The sequence below is a fragment of the Vibrio iocasae genome (assembly GCF_042245395.1).
Classification (GTDB): domain Bacteria; phylum Pseudomonadota; class Gammaproteobacteria; order Enterobacterales; family Vibrionaceae; genus Vibrio; species Vibrio iocasae.
This window is the reverse complement of sequence record NZ_CP145311.1, coordinates 587,623-604,783: the sequence shown is the minus strand read 5'-3', so window position 1 is coordinate 604,783 and position 17,161 is coordinate 587,623. Positions and strand designations below refer to the sequence as shown.

Below are 17,161 nucleotides of genomic sequence, written 5' to 3'. Positions count from 1 at the left end.
ATTGCCTGAACAAAATGGTTCAGAACGCATCTGGAATAATGCTCTCTTGTGTTTGAGTATCTGCGGAGTGAACAACTGAAACGTTTAAAACAGAGTTAATACTTAAGCTACACTATTACAAAAAAAATAGAAGAGCCGAAGCCCTTCTATTTGTATAAAAAACTGTTAAATAAATTGAAGAATGGTGTTTTAATCCATCTCATCCATCCAGCACAGGATTATTGCTTCAAGGATTTTCTCATTCGAGCGATTTGGGTCGTCATCGAACTCTTCAAGTTCCGTTATCCACTTATGCAAATCGGTAAAGCGTACCGTCTTCGGATCGGTATCCGGAAACTTCTCAACCAACTCTATTGCAATATCTAATGAATCCGTCCACTTCATAACTTTTCCATCCTCTAAACTAAAACCTATAACTGATTAGTGATCTTCTGATGCGTGGTTTAGCGTGTACTTTGGTATTTCGACAACCAAATCTTCATCTGCCACTTTTGCCTGACAACCTAATCGAGACTCTGGCTCAAGACCCCACGCTTTATCCAGCATATCGTCTTCCAGCTCATCACTCTCTTCCAAAGAGTCAAAACCTTCACGAATAACCACGTGACAGGTTGTACATGCGCATGATTTTTCACACGCATGCTCAATACCAATACCATTCTTTAAAGCGACATCCAGAACAGTTTCACCACTATCTGCTTCCAGCACCGCACCATCCGGACATAGCTCTTCATGCGGTAATACAATAATCTTCGGCATAACTTTCTCTACCTTATTTCAAATCGAGCTTAATCTTATTCGGGCTTAAACTTATTTTTTAAACGTTGTCGACTGACTGACCAGCCAGCGCTTTACGAATCGACATATCCATACGACGTGAAGCAAATTCCTGACTCGCTTTATCTGTGTCCTTAATACCCTGCTCTATCGCATCAGCATTGTCACCGTTACGTAGCTCAATCAACGCTTCAATCGCTTTTAGTAGCTCTGCACGCTCTTCTTCGCTAAGCAGTGCATCACCATCGGCTTGCATTGCCGCAATTAAGCCCTCAATAACTCTATCCGCTTCGACACGCTGTTCCGCCAAAGATCTCGCCAGCATGTCTTCTTTGGCATAGGTCATAGAGTCTTTCAGCATGTTCGCAACTTCATCATCGCTCAAACCATAAGATGGCTTCACCTGAATCTCTGCCTGTACACCAGTACTCTTCTCCATTGCTGTAACAGAAAGCAATCCATCAGCATCAACCTGGTAAGTCACCCGAATATGAGCAGCCCCTGCAGCCATTGGAGGAATGCCTTTTAAAGAGAATTTCGCCAGAGAACGACAATCATCGACCATCTCCCGTTCACCCTGAAGGACATGCACAAGCATACCAGTCTGGCCATCTTTGAATGTGGTAAATTCCTGAGCTCTCGCCACCGGAATCGTAGTGTTACGCGGAACTATTTTCTCAACCAAACCGCCCATGGTTTCAATACCAAGAGACAGAGGAATAACATCAAGAAGCAGCATTTCTGCATCAGGTTTGTTACCAGCTAAAACGTCAGCCTGAATAGCTGCACCAATAGCAACGACTTCGTCAGGGTTGATGTTAGTTAGAGGAGTACGGCCAAAGAAGTCACCAACCATTTCTCGCACAAGAAGCGTTCTGGTAGAACCGCCTACCATAACTACTTCCATCACTTCTTCTGCATCAACACCTGCATCTTTCAAGGCACGACGGCAAGACATTAATGTCTTTTTAACCAAAGGTTGAATCAATGACTCGAACTGTTCACGAGTTAAAGAACCTTCCCATCCTAATACAGAAACATCGACGGTATCTGTCTGAGAAAGTCCAATCTTCGCTTCTGTCGCAGCATCTAATAGCGCACGATTCTGCTCAGCAGTAAGCGGTGACTCCAGTCCAATTTGAGATTGGAAGTGCTCTGCTACAAGATGGTCAAAATCATCACCACCCAAAGCTGAATCACCACCCGTTGCCAGCACTTCGAATACGCCTTTAGAAAGGCGAAGGATAGAGATATCAAAAGTACCACCGCCCAAATCATAGACAGCAATAATGCCTTCCTGACCTGAATCCAGGCCATAGGCAATTGCCGCAGCAGTAGGTTCGTTAAGTAAACGCAGTACCTTTAAACCAGCTAAAGTGGCAGCATCTTTAGTACCTGCCCTTTGAGCGTCATCAAAGTATGCAGGAACAGTAATAACCACACCTTCAAGTTCACCACCCAGTGATTCTTCTGCTCGAGCATTCAACGCTTTTAGAATATCAGCAGAAACCTGAATTGGGTTCTTAAGGCCATCTTCGGTTTTAAGAAGCGGTAAGCCGTTATCGCTTTCTTCAAATTGATAAGGAAGAGTTGGATAACGTTTGTTTATATCCGCCAGTGAGCGACCAATCAGCCTTTTAACCGAAATAATCGTGTTTTGAGGGTCACTTTGAGCATTCTCTCTCGCTTCATGCCCAACTTGATTTTCTTCAGAAGTATAATGAACAACTGAAGGCAGAATTGCTCTGTTCTGAGCGTCAACTAAAGGCTTAGCTTCACCACTACGGACGGAAGCAACCAAAGAGTTTGTTGTTCCTAAATCAATACCCGCAGCGAGTTTTTGTTGGTGAGGAGCAGGGCTTTGTCCCGGCTCAGCAATTTGAAGTAACATTAAGCGTCCCTATTTTATATCACGCTTTAGATGAGGGTTAGGCAAGAAGCTTGTCTTCAACCCGCTCTATTTCATTTTTTAATTTGGCAATAAATTTAAGCTTTCTCACGCTCTCAGCAGCAAGTTCCCACTGAGCGTCATCTAACTCTTTTTCAGTATCAGCAAGCTGTTGTTTGTACATTTTGCTGACCTTAGAATCAAAGTCAAAAAGCGCATCATCAGATGTGATCTCTTCTAGCTCTTCCCTTAACTCCATCTGTTCCATCAAAAACATAGGATCTTTCACTGTCTGTTTTTCATGGCTGATGTCTAGTCCATTGAGGGTAAGCAGGTATTCAATGCGTGAAACAGGATTCTTTAAAACCTGATAAGCATCATTAATTTGAGCGGCCTTCTGTACAGACAGAAGTCGATCTCTTTCAGATGCCGTAGAAAAGTTATCAGGATGAAAGCGTTTTTGCAGCTCTCGGAATTGGGCAGAAAGAAGGCTACCATCCAGCTTAAACTGGATTGGTAGCCCGAATAATTCAAAGTGATTCATAAAAAGAGATGTCGTTCTTACACAGTAAAGCTTTCACCACAACCACATTCATCTTTGACGTTAGGGTTGTTAAATTGGAAGCCTTCATTAAGACCTTCTTTTACAAAGTCCAACTCAGTACCATCCAGGTAGACCAGACTCTTAGGATCAATGATGATATTTACATTTTTTTCGGTAAACATCTGGTCTTCTTCATTTAACTGATCGACAAATTCTAAGACGTATGCCATCCCTGAGCATCCTGTCGTTTTAACACCCAGACGCAAACCTAATCCCTTGCCTCTGTTATCCAGAAATGCTTTTACGCGACTTGCTGCCGCTTCTGTCATGGTGATGCCCATACTACAACCTTATCTTTTGTCTCTTATTATCAGTAAAATTTTTACTTATTCCTGGTGCTTCTTCTTATAATCAGAAACCGCAGCTTTAATTGCGTCTTCTGCAAGAATTGAGCAGTGAACTTTAACTGGAGGCAGTTCTAGTTCTTCCGCAATTTCAGCATTTTTAATTGATGCAGCTTCGTCAAGACTCTTACCTTTTACCCACTCTGTAACAAGTGAGCTAGATGCAATTGCGCTACCGCAACCGTAAGTTTTGAACTTAGCATCTTCGATAATGCCTTCAGGTGTTACTTTGATCTGAAGTTTCATTACGTCACCACATGCAGGAGCGCCAACCATGCCGCTACCTACGTTTGGATCATCTTTCTCAAATGAGCCAACGTTACGTGGGTTTTCATAGTGATCGATTACTTTTTCACTGTAAGCCATAATTAATTCCTCACTTCCTCAAGATTAATGATGAGCCCACTCAACAGTGTTCAAATCAATGCCTTCTTTATACATATCCCATAGAGGGGACATTTCTCTTAGTTTGTTTACTGCTACGCGAATCTGTTCTGCTGCGTAGTCTACTTCTTCTTCCGTTGTAAAACGGCCGAATGAAAAACGTACTGAGCTATGTGCAAGCTCGTCATCAAGACCTAGCGCACGTAATACGTACGAAGGTTCAAGACTTGCTGACGTACACGCTGAACCAGAAGATACCGCCAAATCTTTTAATGACATCAGCAACGACTCACCTTCAACAAATGCAAAACTGATGTTGAGGTTATTTGGTAAACGCTGTTCCAGGTCACCATTGATAGTCACAGCTTCCATGTCCTTCAGACCTTCAAGCAGTCTGTTACGCAATGCTTTAGCGTGGTCATAGTCTTTCTGCATATCTTCTTTCGCTACACGGAAAGCTTCACCCATGCCGACGATCTGATGAGTTGGCAAAGTACCAGAGCGGAAACCACGCTCATGACCACCACCGTGCATTTGAGCTTCAAGTCGAATGCGAGGCTTACGACGAACGTAAAGTGCACCAATACCTTTTGGTCCATAAATTTTGTGTGCAGACAGAGAAATCAGGTCAACTTTCATTTCCTGTACGTCGATAGGAAGTTTACCTGCAGACTGTGCTGCATCTACGTGGAAAATAATCTTACGCTCACGGCACAACTCACCAATCGCATTGATGTCTTGGATGACACCGATTTCGTTGTTCACGTGCATAATAGAAATCAGAATCGTATCTTCACGAATAGCTTCCTGAAGTTTGTTCAGGTCAATAATACCGTTTGATTCTGGCTCAAGATAAGTGACTTCGTAGCCTTCACGCTCTAACTGACGACATGGGTCAAGAACAGCTTTGTGTTCTGTTTTGCAGGTAATGATGTGCTTACCTTTTTTGCCATAAAAGTGCGCAGCACCTTTAATAGCAAGGTTATCTGATTCTGTTGCACCAGATGTAAATACGATTTCACGCGGATCTGCATTTAGCAGGTCTGCAATTTGCTCTCGAGCAGTGTCAACTGCTTCTTCCGCCTGCCAGCCATAACGGTGAGAACGCGACGCAGGGTTACCGAACGTTCCATCCATAGTCATGTACTGAACCATTTTTTCAGCTACTCTTGGGTCAACTGGGCATGTTGCTGAATAATCAAAATATATTGGCAGTTTCATTCTTTACTCCGGTGAAAAATTGCCGCGTTTAAGAGCGTACATTTGCACTGAGTGGAGCAGTGCTTGTTGTTGTTTTAAACCCACTATTATTAACCACCAGTTCGATATCCTGACGGTCAGAAATCTCTAACACTTCATTGTCATTCATCAGCTCACCGAGTGTGATATTGTCAAGAAAATCACTGATTCGGTTGCTAAGATCGCGCCATAGTGTATGTGTCAGGCATCGTGTACCACCCTGACAATCACCTTTACCAGAACATTTAGTTGCATCTACAGATTCATCAACCGCTGAAATAACGGTACCGATAGAAATCTTATAAGCGTCTGTTCCTAAGCGATAGCCTCCGCCCGGACCACGAACACTCGCTACCAAACCTGCTTTTCTCAACTTAGAAAAAAGCTGCTCTAGATAAGAGAGCGAAATGCCTTGTCGCTCCGAAATATCAGCAAGAGGGACAGGTGATTCCTGCGAATGTAGTGCGACATCCAGCATAGCTGTTACCGCATATCTTCCTTTCGATGTAAGTCTCATAATGCATGTATCCACGACAAGTAATTACAGGAAGTTTTTCATACCTGACAGATTTGGTCAAGTATTTATTTGACTAAAATAGTCAGGTATTTAACCTTCTTCAAAAAGTGGTTATTTTTCACTCTTCAGGGACTTCTCTACGGAGGTTAAAATGCCTCGTAAAGTATTAATTTCCTGTATTTCTGGTCGTGCTCTGCTGAAAAGGCGACGCAGCTTGTTCATTACCTGATTAGGCTTATCTTCAGAGATAAATTGGGTATCAACAATCACTTTTTCAAGGTGTTGATAGAACATCTCTAGCTCTTTGTGACGTGGGTACTCTATTTCGGTTGTTGGATGTGCTGCATTTTGTCTTTCCAGGAAAGCAACTCTTACTTCATAAGAAAGAGTCTGAACCGCCATTGCGAGGTTCAGAGAGCTATATTCTGGGTTTGCAGGAATACAAACATGGAAATGACACTTCTGAAGCTCATCATTCGTAAGGCCAGTGCGCTCACGTCCAAAAATCAATGCAACAGGGTGAGATTCACCTTCAACTGCAAATTTTTCGCCACATTCGCGAGGCTCAAGCATTGGCCACTCAAGTGTTCTCGAACGCGCACTAGAACCAACCACCAAACCACAATCCGCAATCGCCTCTTCCAGCGTATTTACGATTGTCGCATTTTGAGCAATATCACCAGCACCGGCTGCCAGCGCTAATGTTTGTTCATCAACTTCACATTGAGGATCCACCAATACAAGGTTACTCAACCCCATCACTTTCATCGCTCTGGCCGCAGAGCCAATGTTTCCGGAGTGGGATGTTCCAACAAGAACAATTTTTACGTTTTCTAGCATTCGGGAGTAACCTGATTAAATCTGTTAAGGGGCGAGATATTAACATATCGAAAATTGGAATTAACGTTTTCAATCTAGAATTTGCCAACCAAAGCAGATGGACAGGAGTTAAACACAGACACGCATAAACCCATCCATGGGGCTCCGACATGCCATCCATGGCACGAAGGGTCTGCTAATTAACACCTGCCCACCTACACCTGAGATCTCTCTACTTTGTCTTGTTTTTTTTAATGCTTTATATAAATACACAATTGGCTGTCAGGTATGCTCTATGGAATAAGCATGCATAGAACAAAAATCCTTTGTCCACTGCAATTATTATGCGGCTTGTGTAGTAGAGCATACCTGATGGCCTTCACTGCCTATTAAGTAGAACAAAAAATAACCACTTCCTTTTTTTAGAAACTTTGGTATACTCGCCGCCGCTTTCTGTTCTTTAACATCCGTTGGGTATATTTGTATGCATCCTATGCTAAACATTGCTATTCGTGCTGCACGAAAAGCAGGCAACCATATTGCCAAATCTCTAGAAAACGCTGAGAAAATTCAAACATCTCAGAAAGGCACTAATGACTTTGTTACAAACGTAGACAAAGAAGCCGAAGCGATCATCATTGATACAATCAAAAGCTCTTACCCTGAGCACAGTATCATCGGTGAAGAAGGTGGTCTTATCGAAGGTAAAGATAAAGACGCACAGTGGATCATCGACCCTCTGGATGGCACCACTAACTTTGTTAAAGGTTTCCCTCAGTTCTCAGTTTCTATCGCAGTTCGCCTGAATGGCCGTACTGAAGTAGCTTGTGTATACGACCCAATGCTGAACGAACTATTCACAGCACAGCGTGGTAGTGGTGCACAACTAAACAATGCTCGTATCCGAGTAAACCCAATTAAAGATCTTCAGGGTGCAATCCTTGCTACTGGCTTCCCGTTCAAGCAAAAGCAGCACTCAGAAACATACTTCAAGATCATGTCTTCACTATTTGTAGACTGTGCTGACTTCCGTCGCGCGGGTTCTGCTGCTCTTGATCTATGTTACCTTGCTGCTGGCCGTGTAGATGGTTACTTTGAGCTAGGTCTTAAGCCGTGGGACATGGCTGCTGGTGAGCTTATCGCCCGTGAAGCAGGTGCAATCCTGACTGATTTCTCAGGCGGCACAAACTACATGCAATCTGGTAACCTAGTTGGTTCAAGTGCACGTGGTGTTAAGTCTATCCTGACTACCATCCGTGAGCACGGTAACGAAGCGATTCTTAAGTAATTCGCCAAAGATTATTCGAATAGCTGGTTTCTTAGCCCGTCACAGCTGAAACCAGTTAAGCCCCTACCAACTAAGTTGGTAGGGGCTTTTTTATACTTACAATCCACCACTCGTTCCAACGCTAAGGCGTATTAATGCATACTTAGCGACTAACTTGAGTATCCAAGATAACCATTTCCATCAAGCTCTGTACAACCTGTAGGACAAAGTCCGTCCTGTCACCTATCACTTATAAACCTACAAAAAAAGCCGCAGTTTTCACTGCGGCTTCAGAATCAATAATTTGTAAAACGCTAACGATATTAACCGTTATGGCATCTCATCAAACTCAGCACCTTCTTTATCTATCTGAGGTGGCATTAGGTGCTCTTTCTGGATACCCAGTTTCAGAGCCAGTGCCGAAGCAACATAGATAGACGAGTAAGTACCTACAACGATACCCAGTAGCAATGCCGTTGCAAAACCATGAATGTTAGCACCACCTTGAGTAAACAGTGCGATAACTACAAACAAGGTTGTTGCAGACGTAATCAATGTACGGCTTAGTGTTTGCGTAATAGAGGCGTTCATGATGTCAGCCGGCTCGCCTTTACGCATTTTACGGAAGTTCTCACGGATACGGTCAAATACAACGATGGTATCGTTGAGTGAGTAACCAACTACCGTAAGCAGTGCCGCAACAATCGTCAGGTCGACTTCGATCTGTAAGAACGAGAACACACCAAGCGTAATGATAACGTCGTGAGCAAGTGCTAATACCGCACCCGCAGCCAAACGCCATTCAAATCGCATCGATACATAAATCAGGATACAGATTAGAGAAACGATGATCGCTAGACCACCCGCCTCAGTCAGCTCATCACCTACGTTAGGACCAACGAACTCGATACGGCGCATTTCTACTTCTTCACCAGTACCCTCTTTCAGAGCATCAAGGATCTGGTTACCCAGTTTTTCACCTTGCGCATCTTCACGAGGACGTAGGCGAACCATCACCTCACGAGCACTTCCGAAGTTCTGAACAGTTGCATCACCAAAGCCTTTCGCTTCAAGTGAAGTACGAATCTTTTCTAGATCTGCTGGCTGTTCGAAACCAACTTCGATCAACGTACCACCGGTAAAGTCCAATCCCCAGTTCATCCACTTAGTAGATAAAGTAAAGATCGCACCTAGAATAACAACGATAGAAAGTACAAACGTCACTTTCGACCAACGCATAAAGTCGATCGTTTTGTCTGCCTTCATTATCTGAAACATAACTTTTCCTTAGATCGACAATTTATTAATACGCTTACCACCATACAGAAGGTTCACGATACAACGTGTACCAATAATGGCTGTAAACATAGACGTCAGAATACCGATAGACAGAGTCACGGCAAAACCTTTGATTGCACCTGTACCAACAGCAAACAGAATGATCGCTGTAATCAGCGTTGTGATGTTCGCATCGGCAATGGTACTAAACGCATTCGCATAACCCTGGTGGATCGCTTGCTGAGGGTTTCTGCCTTCGCGCAGCTCTTCACGTATACGTTCAAATATCAGAACGTTGGCATCGACGGCCATACCTACGGTAAGAACGATACCTGCGATACCTGGCAGAGTCATTGTTGCACCAGGGATCATCGACATAACACCAATAATCAGAACCAAGTTAGCAATCAACGCCATGTTCGCGAACAGACCAAACTTGCGGTAGTAAATAAGAGTAAATAGCATTACAGCTACCATACCCCAGATACATGCCTGGATACCCATATCGATGTTCTGTTGACCCATAGAAGGACCAATCGTACGTTCTTCAACAATTGAGATAGGAGCAATCAGTGCACCAGCACGAAGTAGCAGTGCTAGGTTGTGTGCTTCTGCAGGAGAATCGATACCAGTAATTCGGAAATTACGGCCAAGCGCAGTCTGAATCGTTGCCTGGTTAATCACTTCTTCGTGTTTATCCAGGATCACTTTACCTTCAGGTGTTTTGCGTCCGCTATCTTTGTACTCAGCAAACACGGTAGCCATCAGCTTACCAACATTCTTCTTAGAGAATGCTGACATCTTGTTACCACCTTCACTATCCAGTGAAATGTTTACCTGAGGACGGCCATACTCATCGTTGCTAGAGCTTGCATCAGTAATGCTCTCACCACCAAGAATAACGCGCTTCTTAAGAACAACCGGACGGCCATCACGGTCTAGCTTAAGCTCACTTCCTGCTGGAACACGGCCACTCGCTGCTGCTGCAAGGTCCGCTTTGTCATCAACTTCACGGAATTCCAGCGTTGCTGTAGCACCAAGAATTTCTTTTGCTCGGGCAGTGTCCTGCACACCAGGTAGTTCAACTACGATACGGCTGGCGCCCTGACGCTGAACTAGCGGCTCGGCTACACCCAACTCGTTTACACGGTTACGAAGGATAGTAATATTCTGCTCAACAGCGTAGTTACGAACCTCTGCAAGACGTGCTTCGCTGAACGTCGCGGTTAACAAAAACTGTCCATTGCTGTCTGAATCAGTAAACACCATGTCTTGATGCTGAGTGCTCAAAACACGTTTAGCTTGTTCGAGTTGCTCAGCGTTGCGAAGAACAATTTCTACCGCTTCTTTACCCTGCTTACGGATAGCACGGTAACGAATCTTTTCTTCACGCAGCTCAGTTCGGAATGCCTCTTCCTGCTGGCTCAGTAGCTTATCCATCGCAGCATCCATATCAACTTCCATAAGGAAGTGAACACCACCACGAAGGTCAAGGCCAAGCTTCATTGGAGCAGCTCCAATAGACTCAAGCCAATCAGGTGTTGCAGGTGCTAGGTTAAGCGCAACAACAACATCGTCATCTAAAGCTTCGCTGATAATATCACGAGCACTGATCTGAGTATCTGTATCGCCAAAACGAACAAGAATTGATCCATTTTCTAATGCAATGGATTTATGAGAAAGGCTCTTTTCATCAAGAGCTTGGGTGACAGAATCCAGCGTCGCCATATCAACAGAGGCGCCACGCGCCCCTGTAATTTGAATTGCTGGATCTTCACCGTAGATATTTGGAAGGGCATATAGCGCACTGATGAGAATGGCAAAAACCACCATCAGATACTTCCATAATGGATAACGGTTCAGCACAGTGAGGACCCTTAAGCCTTATTATAGAGATTTAAGCGTACCCTTTGGCAGCACTGCTGTAACGTAGTCTTTTTTGATAGTTACTTCATTGTTGTCATTTAGGGCAATTGAGATGTAGTCGTTGTCTTCAGCGATTTTTACAATCTTACCAACCAGACCACCGCCTGTTAGAACTTCATCGCCTTTAGACATAGATGCCATCAGTGCTTTGTGCTCTTTTACACGCTTATTCTGTGGGCGGTAAATCATGAAGTAGAAAATAACTGCAAACATGCCAAGCATGATTAGCATTTCGAAACCACCACCCGGTGCTGCGCCTTCAGCAGCTGCGTGAGCTTGAGAAATGAAAAAACTCATTCAAAAACGTCCTCTATTAATAAAAGTTTTAATTTGTATACTCTATTGGGTGCTAAACACTTCTTTTCAAGGTCTAAACACCCAACATGTAAGCAACTCCATGCTTCAAATCGCTCAACTTAGATCTGGATCTACTATTGAGCGAATCTATAAAGACTTAAATATAAGCCTTATTTATTCAAAGGTGGAACTTCACGATCACGACGAGCGTAGAACTCTTCTACAAACGCATCAAAACGATCTTCGTCAATCGCCTTGCGGATACTCTCCATCAAACGCTGATAGTAACGTAAGTTATGGATAGTATTAAGACGTGCACCTAAAATTTCGTTACAGCGATCAAGATGATGCAGGTAAGACTTAGAATAATTCTGACATGTGTAGCAATCACAGTGCTCATCTAGTGGACCTGTATCTGTTTTATGCTTCGCATTTCGAATCTTGATCACGCCACCAGTAACAAACAAGTGACCGTTACGCGCGTTACGAGTTGGCATAACACAGTCAAACATATCAATACCGCGACGAACACCTTCAACAAGGTCTTCAGGCTTACCAACACCCATCAAGTAACGAGGCTTATCTTCAGGTAGTTGAGGACAAGTATGCTCAAGTACGCGATGCATATCTTCTTTAGGTTCACCAACAGCCAGACCACCAACAGCATAGCCGTCAAAGCCAATGTCAGTAAGACCTTCTACGGAAACATCACGTAGATCTTCGTAAACACTGCCCTGAACAATACCAAATAGAGCATTTGGGTTCTCAAGCTTGTTGAAGTGGTCACGGCTACGCTTTGCCCAACGAAGTGACATTTCCATCGATTTCTTAGCTTCTGCATGAGTCGCCGGGTAAGGCGTACACTCATCAAAAATCATGACGATGTCAGAGCCCAGATCTTTCTGAATCTCCATTGATTTTTCAGCATCCATGAAGATCTTGTCACCGTTTACAGGGTTACGGAAATGAACCCCCTCTTCAGTGATCTTACGGATATCACCAAGACTGAATACCTGGAAACCGCCTGAATCGGTAAGAATTGGGCCATGCCAGTTCATAAAGTCATGCAGGTCACCATGCATTTTCATGATTTCCTGGCCAGGACGTAACCAAAGGTGGAAGGTGTTACCAAGCAGAATTTCTGCACCAGTACCTTTAACCTCTTCTGGAGTCATACCTTTAACGGTACCGTAAGTACCTACAGGCATAAACGCAGGAGTTTGAACCGTACCACGTTCGAATGTCAGCTGACCACGACGTGCATTACCTTGTTTTTTAAATAGTTCGTATTTCACGAAGCCTCCAATGTGCCAGAGAAACAGTCTGGCGGTTTTAAATTCGGCAAGATAAGCGTAGCTCATCGCCTTTGATTTATTCACACAGCTTTGATTACTGCATGTATTCCCACGCAGGAGCGTAGGAACAAGTTAATATCTTTTCTTAAGTACTCTAAAAAGACTTATTGCAAAGCCAGTTTCACTAGAGCAAGGAAAAAGCGCGGAGTTTACGATAGTAAATGAGCACTTTTGACGTAGCTATCGTGTAACTGGTGAAGCAATCAGCCCTTTTTAGTCACAAACATCGCATCTCCGTAGGAGAAGAAGCGGTACTCTTGCTCCACCGCATGCTTATACGCTGCCATAACATTCTCATACCCGGCAAACGCACTCACTAGCATGATCAATGTAGATTCTGGCAAGTGAAAGTTAGTAATCAAACAATCCACAAGTTGATACTCATATCCCGGGTAAATAAAAATTTCAGTATCATCGAAAAACGGCACAAGTTCTGTACCATTCTTTAGAGCACTCTGAGCCGCACTTTCAAGAGAACGAACTGATGTCGTACCGACAGCAATAACGCGTCCACCGCGAGCTCTTGTAGCATTGATAGCATCAACAACTTCCTGAGTTACTTCAACATACTCAGCGTGCATATGGTGGTCATGAATATTGTCTACACGCACGGGTTGGAACGTACCAGCACCAACATGAAGCGTAACGTAGGCAAACTCAGCACCTTTCTGTTTAATTTTTTCCAGCAGTTCGTCATCAAAATGGAGACCTGCAGTTGGCGCTGCTACTGCACCCGGTTTTTCATTGTAAACTGTTTGATAGCGCTCTTTATCTGCGTCTTCGTCAGGACGGTCAATGTAAGGAGGAAGCGGCATATGACCGACATCATTCAGGATATCCAGAACCGATTTGTCTGACTTCATACGAATCTCAAATAACGCATCATGTCGCGCTACCATTTCTGCCTTATATTGGTCCTCTTCTCCTAGGAAAAGTTCTGTTCCTGGCTTAGGAGATTTAGAACAACGAACATGCGCCAGAATTGTGTTTTCATCAAGCATACGCTCTACAAGCACTTCTAACTTGCCGCCACTGGCTTTCCTACCAAACACACGGGCAGGAATTACACGAGTATTATTGAAAACCAGAAGATCACCCTCTTCCACCAGATCAAGTACATCCTTGAACGATCTATCTGTTACCTGCCCGGTTTCACCACTTAATTGCAATAAGCGGCTCGAAGAGCGCTCTGCTTTCGGGTAGCGGGCAATGAGTTCATCGGGTAATTCAAAATGGAAATCGGATACTTGCATAGACTGCTCTTTTGGGGCGAGTTGAAGTTAAAAATTTAGCATCGGGTAGTATAGGCTCAAGCCCGCTAATAGCAAGAAATAGAGGGAAAATAATTGGTCAAAATAAACATTATTCCGTAATTCATTTTGTAACTTAATGTGACATATTTTTCCGTTACAAAAATCGATCAAAAAATGGGGTCACCTCGCAGATATATACGTTAAATAATCCTATAGTTAATAAAAGGTTGATAAACCATATCAACCAGTTAGAACAATAATTACAGGAGGTCGGGATGATCAAAGTTGAAGACATGATGACTCGCAACCCTCATACCCTGTTGCGGTCGAACTCTCTTGCAGATGCGAAACACTTAATGGAAGAGCACGATATACGCCATGTCCCTGTTGTTGATACGGATCACCACTTATTAGGGGTGGTTACACAACGTGATGTTTTATCTGCACAAGAGTCCAGCTTACAAAAAATTCCAGAAGAAAAATCTCATACATTGACTACGCCATTAGATATCGCAATGCGTAAAAATGTGATGACGGTTGATCCAAATGCAGGACTTAAAGAAAGTGCAACGTATATGCAAAAGCATAAAGTTGGGTGCCTGCCTGTTGTAGACAATGGGCTGCTCGTTGGCATTATCACTGACAGTGACTTTGTTACGATTGCAATTCATTTACTTGAACTTCAGGAAGAAGTAGAACCAGAAGAAGGTGAGTTCCAGGACTTCGAAGAAGAAGAGTACGACGACGAACTCAACGAACTATAAGTTGTGTTTAACTGATCTCCTGCTATAGAAAGAGCGGCTTACTGCCGCTCACTACTGCCTGCGCCTATTCTGACAACTCTTTCACAAACTCCGCGGCTACGTCTTTATCGATGTAAACCATCCCAAGCTTGTTCTGAAACTCCATTCGGTCCGCACTCATAAGGTTAATGTCGGGAACACCGAAGCCGCATTGTTCGTAAATATGAGCTAAATGCGCCATATACTTCTCACCCATATCCATCATAAGCAGAGTACGAGCACCAACATCAGGCTTTACACCACTTTCTAGTTCATCAGGCAAAGAAACTTCGAATACTACAGGTAGCTCCTCCCCATCAAACCGAACACTTCTCTCATGTACAGTTTGCTGAGCCCAATAGTAAGCGAGCTCTTTGCTCTGTGTTAAAAACACTGGCTCTGCTGACTGGACATAATTGTTGCCAATAGTCTTCATCGTGCTTTTCATCGCATCATTTAAAGCCTGATCGCCAGACCGCTTCAAACCCTGTTCTTTAATAGACTCCAAAAGTGCAGAAGAAGTACCGTGATACCAAACCCCATTTGATTTAAAGCCATCGGAGGTAAGCAATTCGTTTGCATCCTGCAGGTGTAAAGGCGTTTCCTTCATAAGAACTCCAATAAAAACTGGCTGAAAAATAAGATGTTATCAGAATAATTTGACTAAAAAGGCGACTCAAGGCCGCCTTTAATAACGCGTTTTATCGTTGTTAGTCGAACTGGTGAGAGGTATTTAGCTCACCCGCTGCTTTCAGTGCGTTTTCACCAGCGAAGTACTCTTTGTGATCATCACCAATGTCTGAACCAGACATGTTTTGGTGTTTAACACATGCGATTCCCTGGCGAATCTCTTTACGCTGCACGTTTGCAACATAACCAAGCATACCCTGCTTACCGAAGTACTCTTTAGCAAGATTGTCTGTAGACAGTGCTGCGGTGTGGTATGTAGGCAGCGTAATCAGGTGATGGAAGATACCCGCTTCGCGAGCCGCATCCGCCTGGAAGGTACGAATCTTATCGTCAGCTTTTCTGCCTAGTTCTGTATCATCGTACTCAGCACTCATCAAACTTTCGCGATTGTAGCCAGATACATCTTCACCTGCTTCAACCATTGCATCAAATACCTGCTGACGGAAGTTCAGAGTCCAGTTAAACGATGGAGAGTTGTTGTAAACCAGCTTAGCGTTCGGATGAACTTTCTTGATTTCATCCATCATGCCGCCAATCTGGCCAACGTGAGGTTTTTCAGTTTCAATCCAAAGCAGGTCAGCTCCCGCATTGATAGCTTCGATACAATCGAATACACATCGAGCTTCACCCGTCCCCTTACGGAACTCATACAGACCAGATGGAAGACGCTTAGGACGTACAAGTTTGCCATCACGCTGGAAGCATACATCGCCTTGCTGCAGAGCCGATGCATCAACTTCTTCAACATCCAGGAACGAGTTATATACGTCACCCTGATCGCCAGGTTCTTTAACCACAGCAATCTCTTTCGTCAAACCAGCACCCAGTGAATCGGTACGAGCTACGATAATGCCGTTGTCGATACCCAACTCAAGGAAGGCATAACGAAGAGCACGTAGTTTTGCATGGAAGTCTGCATGAGGAACTGTAACCTTGCCATCCTGATGGCCACACTGCTTCTCATCCGCCACCTGGTTTTCAATTTGAAGTGCACAAGCGCCCGCTTCAATCATCTTCTTAGCAAGAAGGTACGTTGCCTCTGCGTTACCAAAACCGGCATCAATATCTGCAACGATTGGTACAACGTGAGTAACATGGTTGTCGATTTGCTCTTGTACCGTTGCTTGCGCTTCTACATCTCCAGCTTCACGCGCTGCATCTAACTGACGGAATAGGCCACCAAGCTCACGAGCATCCGCCTGACGAAGGAAAGTATAAAGCTCTTCAATCAGCGCAGGTACTGCTGTTTTCTCATGCATTGACTGGTCAGGCTGAGGACCGAAATCAGAGCGAAGTGCTGCAACCATCCAGCCTGAAAGGTACAGGTAACGACGATCTGTCTTGCCACCAAAATGCTTTTTAATAGAGATCATTTTTTGCTGACCAATGAAGCCATGCCAACAACCCAGCGACTGCGTGTACATAGATTTATCTTTATCGTACGCTTCCATGTCTGCACGCATGATATCAGCCGTATACTGGGCAATTTCTAGTCCTGTTTTGAATTTGTTCTGTGCTCGCATACGAGCTGCTGACTCGGGACTAATGGCATCCCATGGTGCACCTGCTGCGTTTTTTGCTTCAGTTATCGAATTGATATCGTTAGTTAAACTTGTCATGACCGTTCCCTCGCTCTTGGATTTAATAATGTGACCAACTTAAGTCGGTTATAAAACGTACATCACGGACAAAGTTTAAGTCTATGTGTGACAATCCTGTTAATTTATAGTCTCTATATTCG

Annotated in this window: 18 protein-coding genes; 2 read left to right on the top strand and 16 right to left on the bottom strand. The window is 43.9% G+C overall.

Annotation, left to right across the window (positions count from 1 at the left end; genetic code table 11):
- Positions 1 to 189: 189 nt before the first annotated feature.
- The 9 genes from iscX to trmJ form a co-directional block, all read right to left on the bottom strand.
- Positions 190 to 384, bottom strand: coding sequence for a Fe-S cluster assembly protein IscX (iscX, locus tag SNR28_RS12420; protein WP_375752795.1), 195 nt, complete (start codon positions 382 to 384; stop codon positions 190 to 192).
- A 36-nt stretch (positions 385 to 420) separates the two neighbouring features.
- Positions 421 to 759, bottom strand: coding sequence for an ISC system 2Fe-2S type ferredoxin (fdx, locus tag SNR28_RS12415; RefSeq protein WP_375752794.1), 339 nt, complete (start codon positions 757 to 759; stop codon positions 421 to 423).
- A gap of 58 nt (positions 760 to 817) precedes the next feature.
- Complete coding sequence (gene hscA / locus SNR28_RS12410) at positions 818 to 2,668, bottom strand: Fe-S protein assembly chaperone HscA (protein ID WP_375752792.1); 1,851 nt, start codon at positions 2,666 to 2,668, stop codon at positions 818 to 820.
- A 37-nt stretch (positions 2,669 to 2,705) separates the two neighbouring features.
- On the bottom strand, positions 2,706 to 3,209 hold the full coding sequence (gene hscB, locus SNR28_RS12405) for a co-chaperone HscB (RefSeq protein WP_375752790.1): 504 nt from the start codon (positions 3,207 to 3,209) through the stop codon (positions 2,706 to 2,708).
- Positions 3,210 to 3,226: 17 nt separating this feature from the next.
- Entirely contained in the window at positions 3,227 to 3,550 is a 324-nt protein-coding gene (gene iscA / locus SNR28_RS12400) for an iron-sulfur cluster assembly protein IscA (protein ID WP_375752788.1), read from the bottom strand.
- A gap of 45 nt (positions 3,551 to 3,595) precedes the next feature.
- The gene (gene iscU, locus SNR28_RS12395; RefSeq protein WP_375752787.1) at positions 3,596 to 3,979 is read right to left on the bottom strand and encodes a Fe-S cluster assembly scaffold IscU; all 384 of its coding nucleotides are present in this window, start codon (positions 3,977 to 3,979) and stop codon (positions 3,596 to 3,598) included.
- Between the two features lie 24 nt (positions 3,980 to 4,003).
- On the bottom strand, positions 4,004 to 5,218 hold the full coding sequence (locus SNR28_RS12390) for an IscS subfamily cysteine desulfurase (RefSeq protein WP_375752785.1): 1,215 nt from the start codon (positions 5,216 to 5,218) through the stop codon (positions 4,004 to 4,006).
- A gap of 28 nt (positions 5,219 to 5,246) precedes the next feature.
- The gene (gene iscR, locus SNR28_RS12385) at positions 5,247 to 5,753 is read right to left on the bottom strand and encodes a Fe-S cluster assembly transcriptional regulator IscR (protein ID WP_375752784.1); all 507 of its coding nucleotides are present in this window, start codon (positions 5,751 to 5,753) and stop codon (positions 5,247 to 5,249) included.
- Positions 5,754 to 5,864: 111 nt separating this feature from the next.
- Positions 5,865 to 6,593: a tRNA (cytosine(32)/uridine(32)-2'-O)-methyltransferase TrmJ gene (trmJ, locus tag SNR28_RS12380; protein WP_375752783.1), complete on the bottom strand. Its 729-nt coding sequence runs from the start codon at positions 6,591 to 6,593 to the stop codon at positions 5,865 to 5,867.
- A 463-nt stretch (positions 6,594 to 7,056) separates the two neighbouring features.
- Between trmJ and suhB the strand changes: the two genes are divergently transcribed.
- Complete coding sequence (suhB, locus tag SNR28_RS12375; protein WP_375752781.1) at positions 7,057 to 7,860, top strand: inositol-1-monophosphatase; 804 nt, start codon at positions 7,057 to 7,059, stop codon at positions 7,858 to 7,860.
- 309 nt (positions 7,861 to 8,169) lie between these two features.
- Here suhB and secF read toward each other — a convergent pair whose 3' ends face one another.
- The 5 genes from secF to queA form a co-directional block, all read right to left on the bottom strand.
- On the bottom strand, positions 8,170 to 9,117 hold the full coding sequence (secF, locus tag SNR28_RS12370; protein ID WP_375752780.1) for a protein translocase subunit SecF: 948 nt from the start codon (positions 9,115 to 9,117) through the stop codon (positions 8,170 to 8,172).
- Between the two features lie 9 nt (positions 9,118 to 9,126).
- On the bottom strand, positions 9,127 to 10,983 hold the full coding sequence (gene secD, locus SNR28_RS12365; RefSeq protein ID WP_375752778.1) for a protein translocase subunit SecD: 1,857 nt from the start codon (positions 10,981 to 10,983) through the stop codon (positions 9,127 to 9,129).
- A 21-nt stretch (positions 10,984 to 11,004) separates the two neighbouring features.
- A complete protein-coding gene (gene yajC, locus SNR28_RS12360) occupies positions 11,005 to 11,340 on the bottom strand; it encodes a preprotein translocase subunit YajC (protein ID WP_375752776.1) in 336 nt (111 codons plus the stop codon).
- Positions 11,341 to 11,510: 170 nt separating this feature from the next.
- Positions 11,511 to 12,635: a tRNA guanosine(34) transglycosylase Tgt gene (gene tgt / locus SNR28_RS12355; RefSeq protein WP_375752775.1), complete on the bottom strand. Its 1,125-nt coding sequence runs from the start codon at positions 12,633 to 12,635 to the stop codon at positions 11,511 to 11,513.
- A gap of 263 nt (positions 12,636 to 12,898) precedes the next feature.
- Positions 12,899 to 13,948, bottom strand: coding sequence for a tRNA preQ1(34) S-adenosylmethionine ribosyltransferase-isomerase QueA (gene queA, locus SNR28_RS12350; protein WP_375752774.1), 1,050 nt, complete (start codon positions 13,946 to 13,948; stop codon positions 12,899 to 12,901).
- A 275-nt stretch (positions 13,949 to 14,223) separates the two neighbouring features.
- On the opposite strand from queA, the gene SNR28_RS12345 reads away from it, so the two are divergent.
- On the top strand, positions 14,224 to 14,712 hold the full coding sequence (locus SNR28_RS12345; RefSeq protein WP_375752772.1) for a CBS domain-containing protein: 489 nt from the start codon (positions 14,224 to 14,226) through the stop codon (positions 14,710 to 14,712).
- A 64-nt stretch (positions 14,713 to 14,776) separates the two neighbouring features.
- Here SNR28_RS12345 and SNR28_RS12340 read toward each other — a convergent pair whose 3' ends face one another.
- Both SNR28_RS12340 and SNR28_RS12335 read right to left on the bottom strand, forming a co-directional pair.
- Positions 14,777 to 15,352 carry a hypothetical protein gene (locus SNR28_RS12340; protein ID WP_375754074.1) on the bottom strand — a complete coding sequence of 192 codons (576 nt, stop codon included), beginning with the start codon at positions 15,350 to 15,352 and terminating at the stop codon, positions 14,777 to 14,779.
- A gap of 88 nt (positions 15,353 to 15,440) precedes the next feature.
- Positions 15,441 to 17,039 (bottom strand): isocitrate lyase, encoded by a 1,599-nt coding sequence (locus SNR28_RS12335; RefSeq protein WP_375752770.1) that lies wholly within the window; start codon positions 17,037 to 17,039, stop codon positions 15,441 to 15,443.
- Positions 17,040 to 17,161 lie beyond the last annotated feature (122 nt).

What these genes read in the sequence shown, in the direction of transcription:
- iscX (WP_375752795.1), bottom strand. Translation starts at nt 384, where the DNA reads ATGAAGTGGACGGATTCATTAGATATTGCAATAGAGTTGGTTGAGAAG.
- fdx (WP_375752794.1), bottom strand. Translation starts at nt 759, where the DNA reads ATGCCGAAGATTATTGTATTACCGCATGAAGAGCTATGTCCGGATGGT.
- hscA (WP_375752792.1), bottom strand. Translation starts at nt 2,668, where the DNA reads ATGTTACTTCAAATTGCTGAGCCGGGACAAAGCCCTGCTCCTCACCAA.
- hscB (WP_375752790.1), bottom strand. Translation starts at nt 3,209, where the DNA reads ATGAATCACTTTGAATTATTCGGGCTACCAATCCAGTTTAAGCTGGAT.
- iscA (WP_375752788.1), bottom strand. Translation starts at nt 3,550, where the DNA reads ATGGGCATCACCATGACAGAAGCGGCAGCAAGTCGCGTAAAAGCATTT.
- iscU (WP_375752787.1), bottom strand. Translation starts at nt 3,979, where the DNA reads ATGGCTTACAGTGAAAAAGTAATCGATCACTATGAAAACCCACGTAAC.
- SNR28_RS12390 (WP_375752785.1), bottom strand. Translation starts at nt 5,218, where the DNA reads ATGAAACTGCCAATATATTTTGATTATTCAGCAACATGCCCAGTTGAC.
- iscR (WP_375752784.1), bottom strand. Translation starts at nt 5,753, where the DNA reads ATGAGACTTACATCGAAAGGAAGATATGCGGTAACAGCTATGCTGGAT.
- trmJ (WP_375752783.1), bottom strand. Translation starts at nt 6,593, where the DNA reads ATGCTAGAAAACGTAAAAATTGTTCTTGTTGGAACATCCCACTCCGGA.
- suhB (WP_375752781.1), top strand. Translation starts at nt 7,057, where the DNA reads ATGCATCCTATGCTAAACATTGCTATTCGTGCTGCACGAAAAGCAGGC.
- secF (WP_375752780.1), bottom strand. Translation starts at nt 9,117, where the DNA reads ATGTTTCAGATAATGAAGGCAGACAAAACGATCGACTTTATGCGTTGG.
- yajC (WP_375752776.1), bottom strand. Translation starts at nt 11,340, where the DNA reads ATGAGTTTTTTCATTTCTCAAGCTCACGCAGCTGCTGAAGGCGCAGCA.
- queA (WP_375752774.1), bottom strand. Translation starts at nt 13,948, where the DNA reads ATGCAAGTATCCGATTTCCATTTTGAATTACCCGATGAACTCATTGCC.
- SNR28_RS12345 (WP_375752772.1), top strand. Translation starts at nt 14,224, where the DNA reads ATGATCAAAGTTGAAGACATGATGACTCGCAACCCTCATACCCTGTTG.
- SNR28_RS12335 (WP_375752770.1), bottom strand. Translation starts at nt 17,039, where the DNA reads ATGACAAGTTTAACTAACGATATCAATTCGATAACTGAAGCAAAAAAC.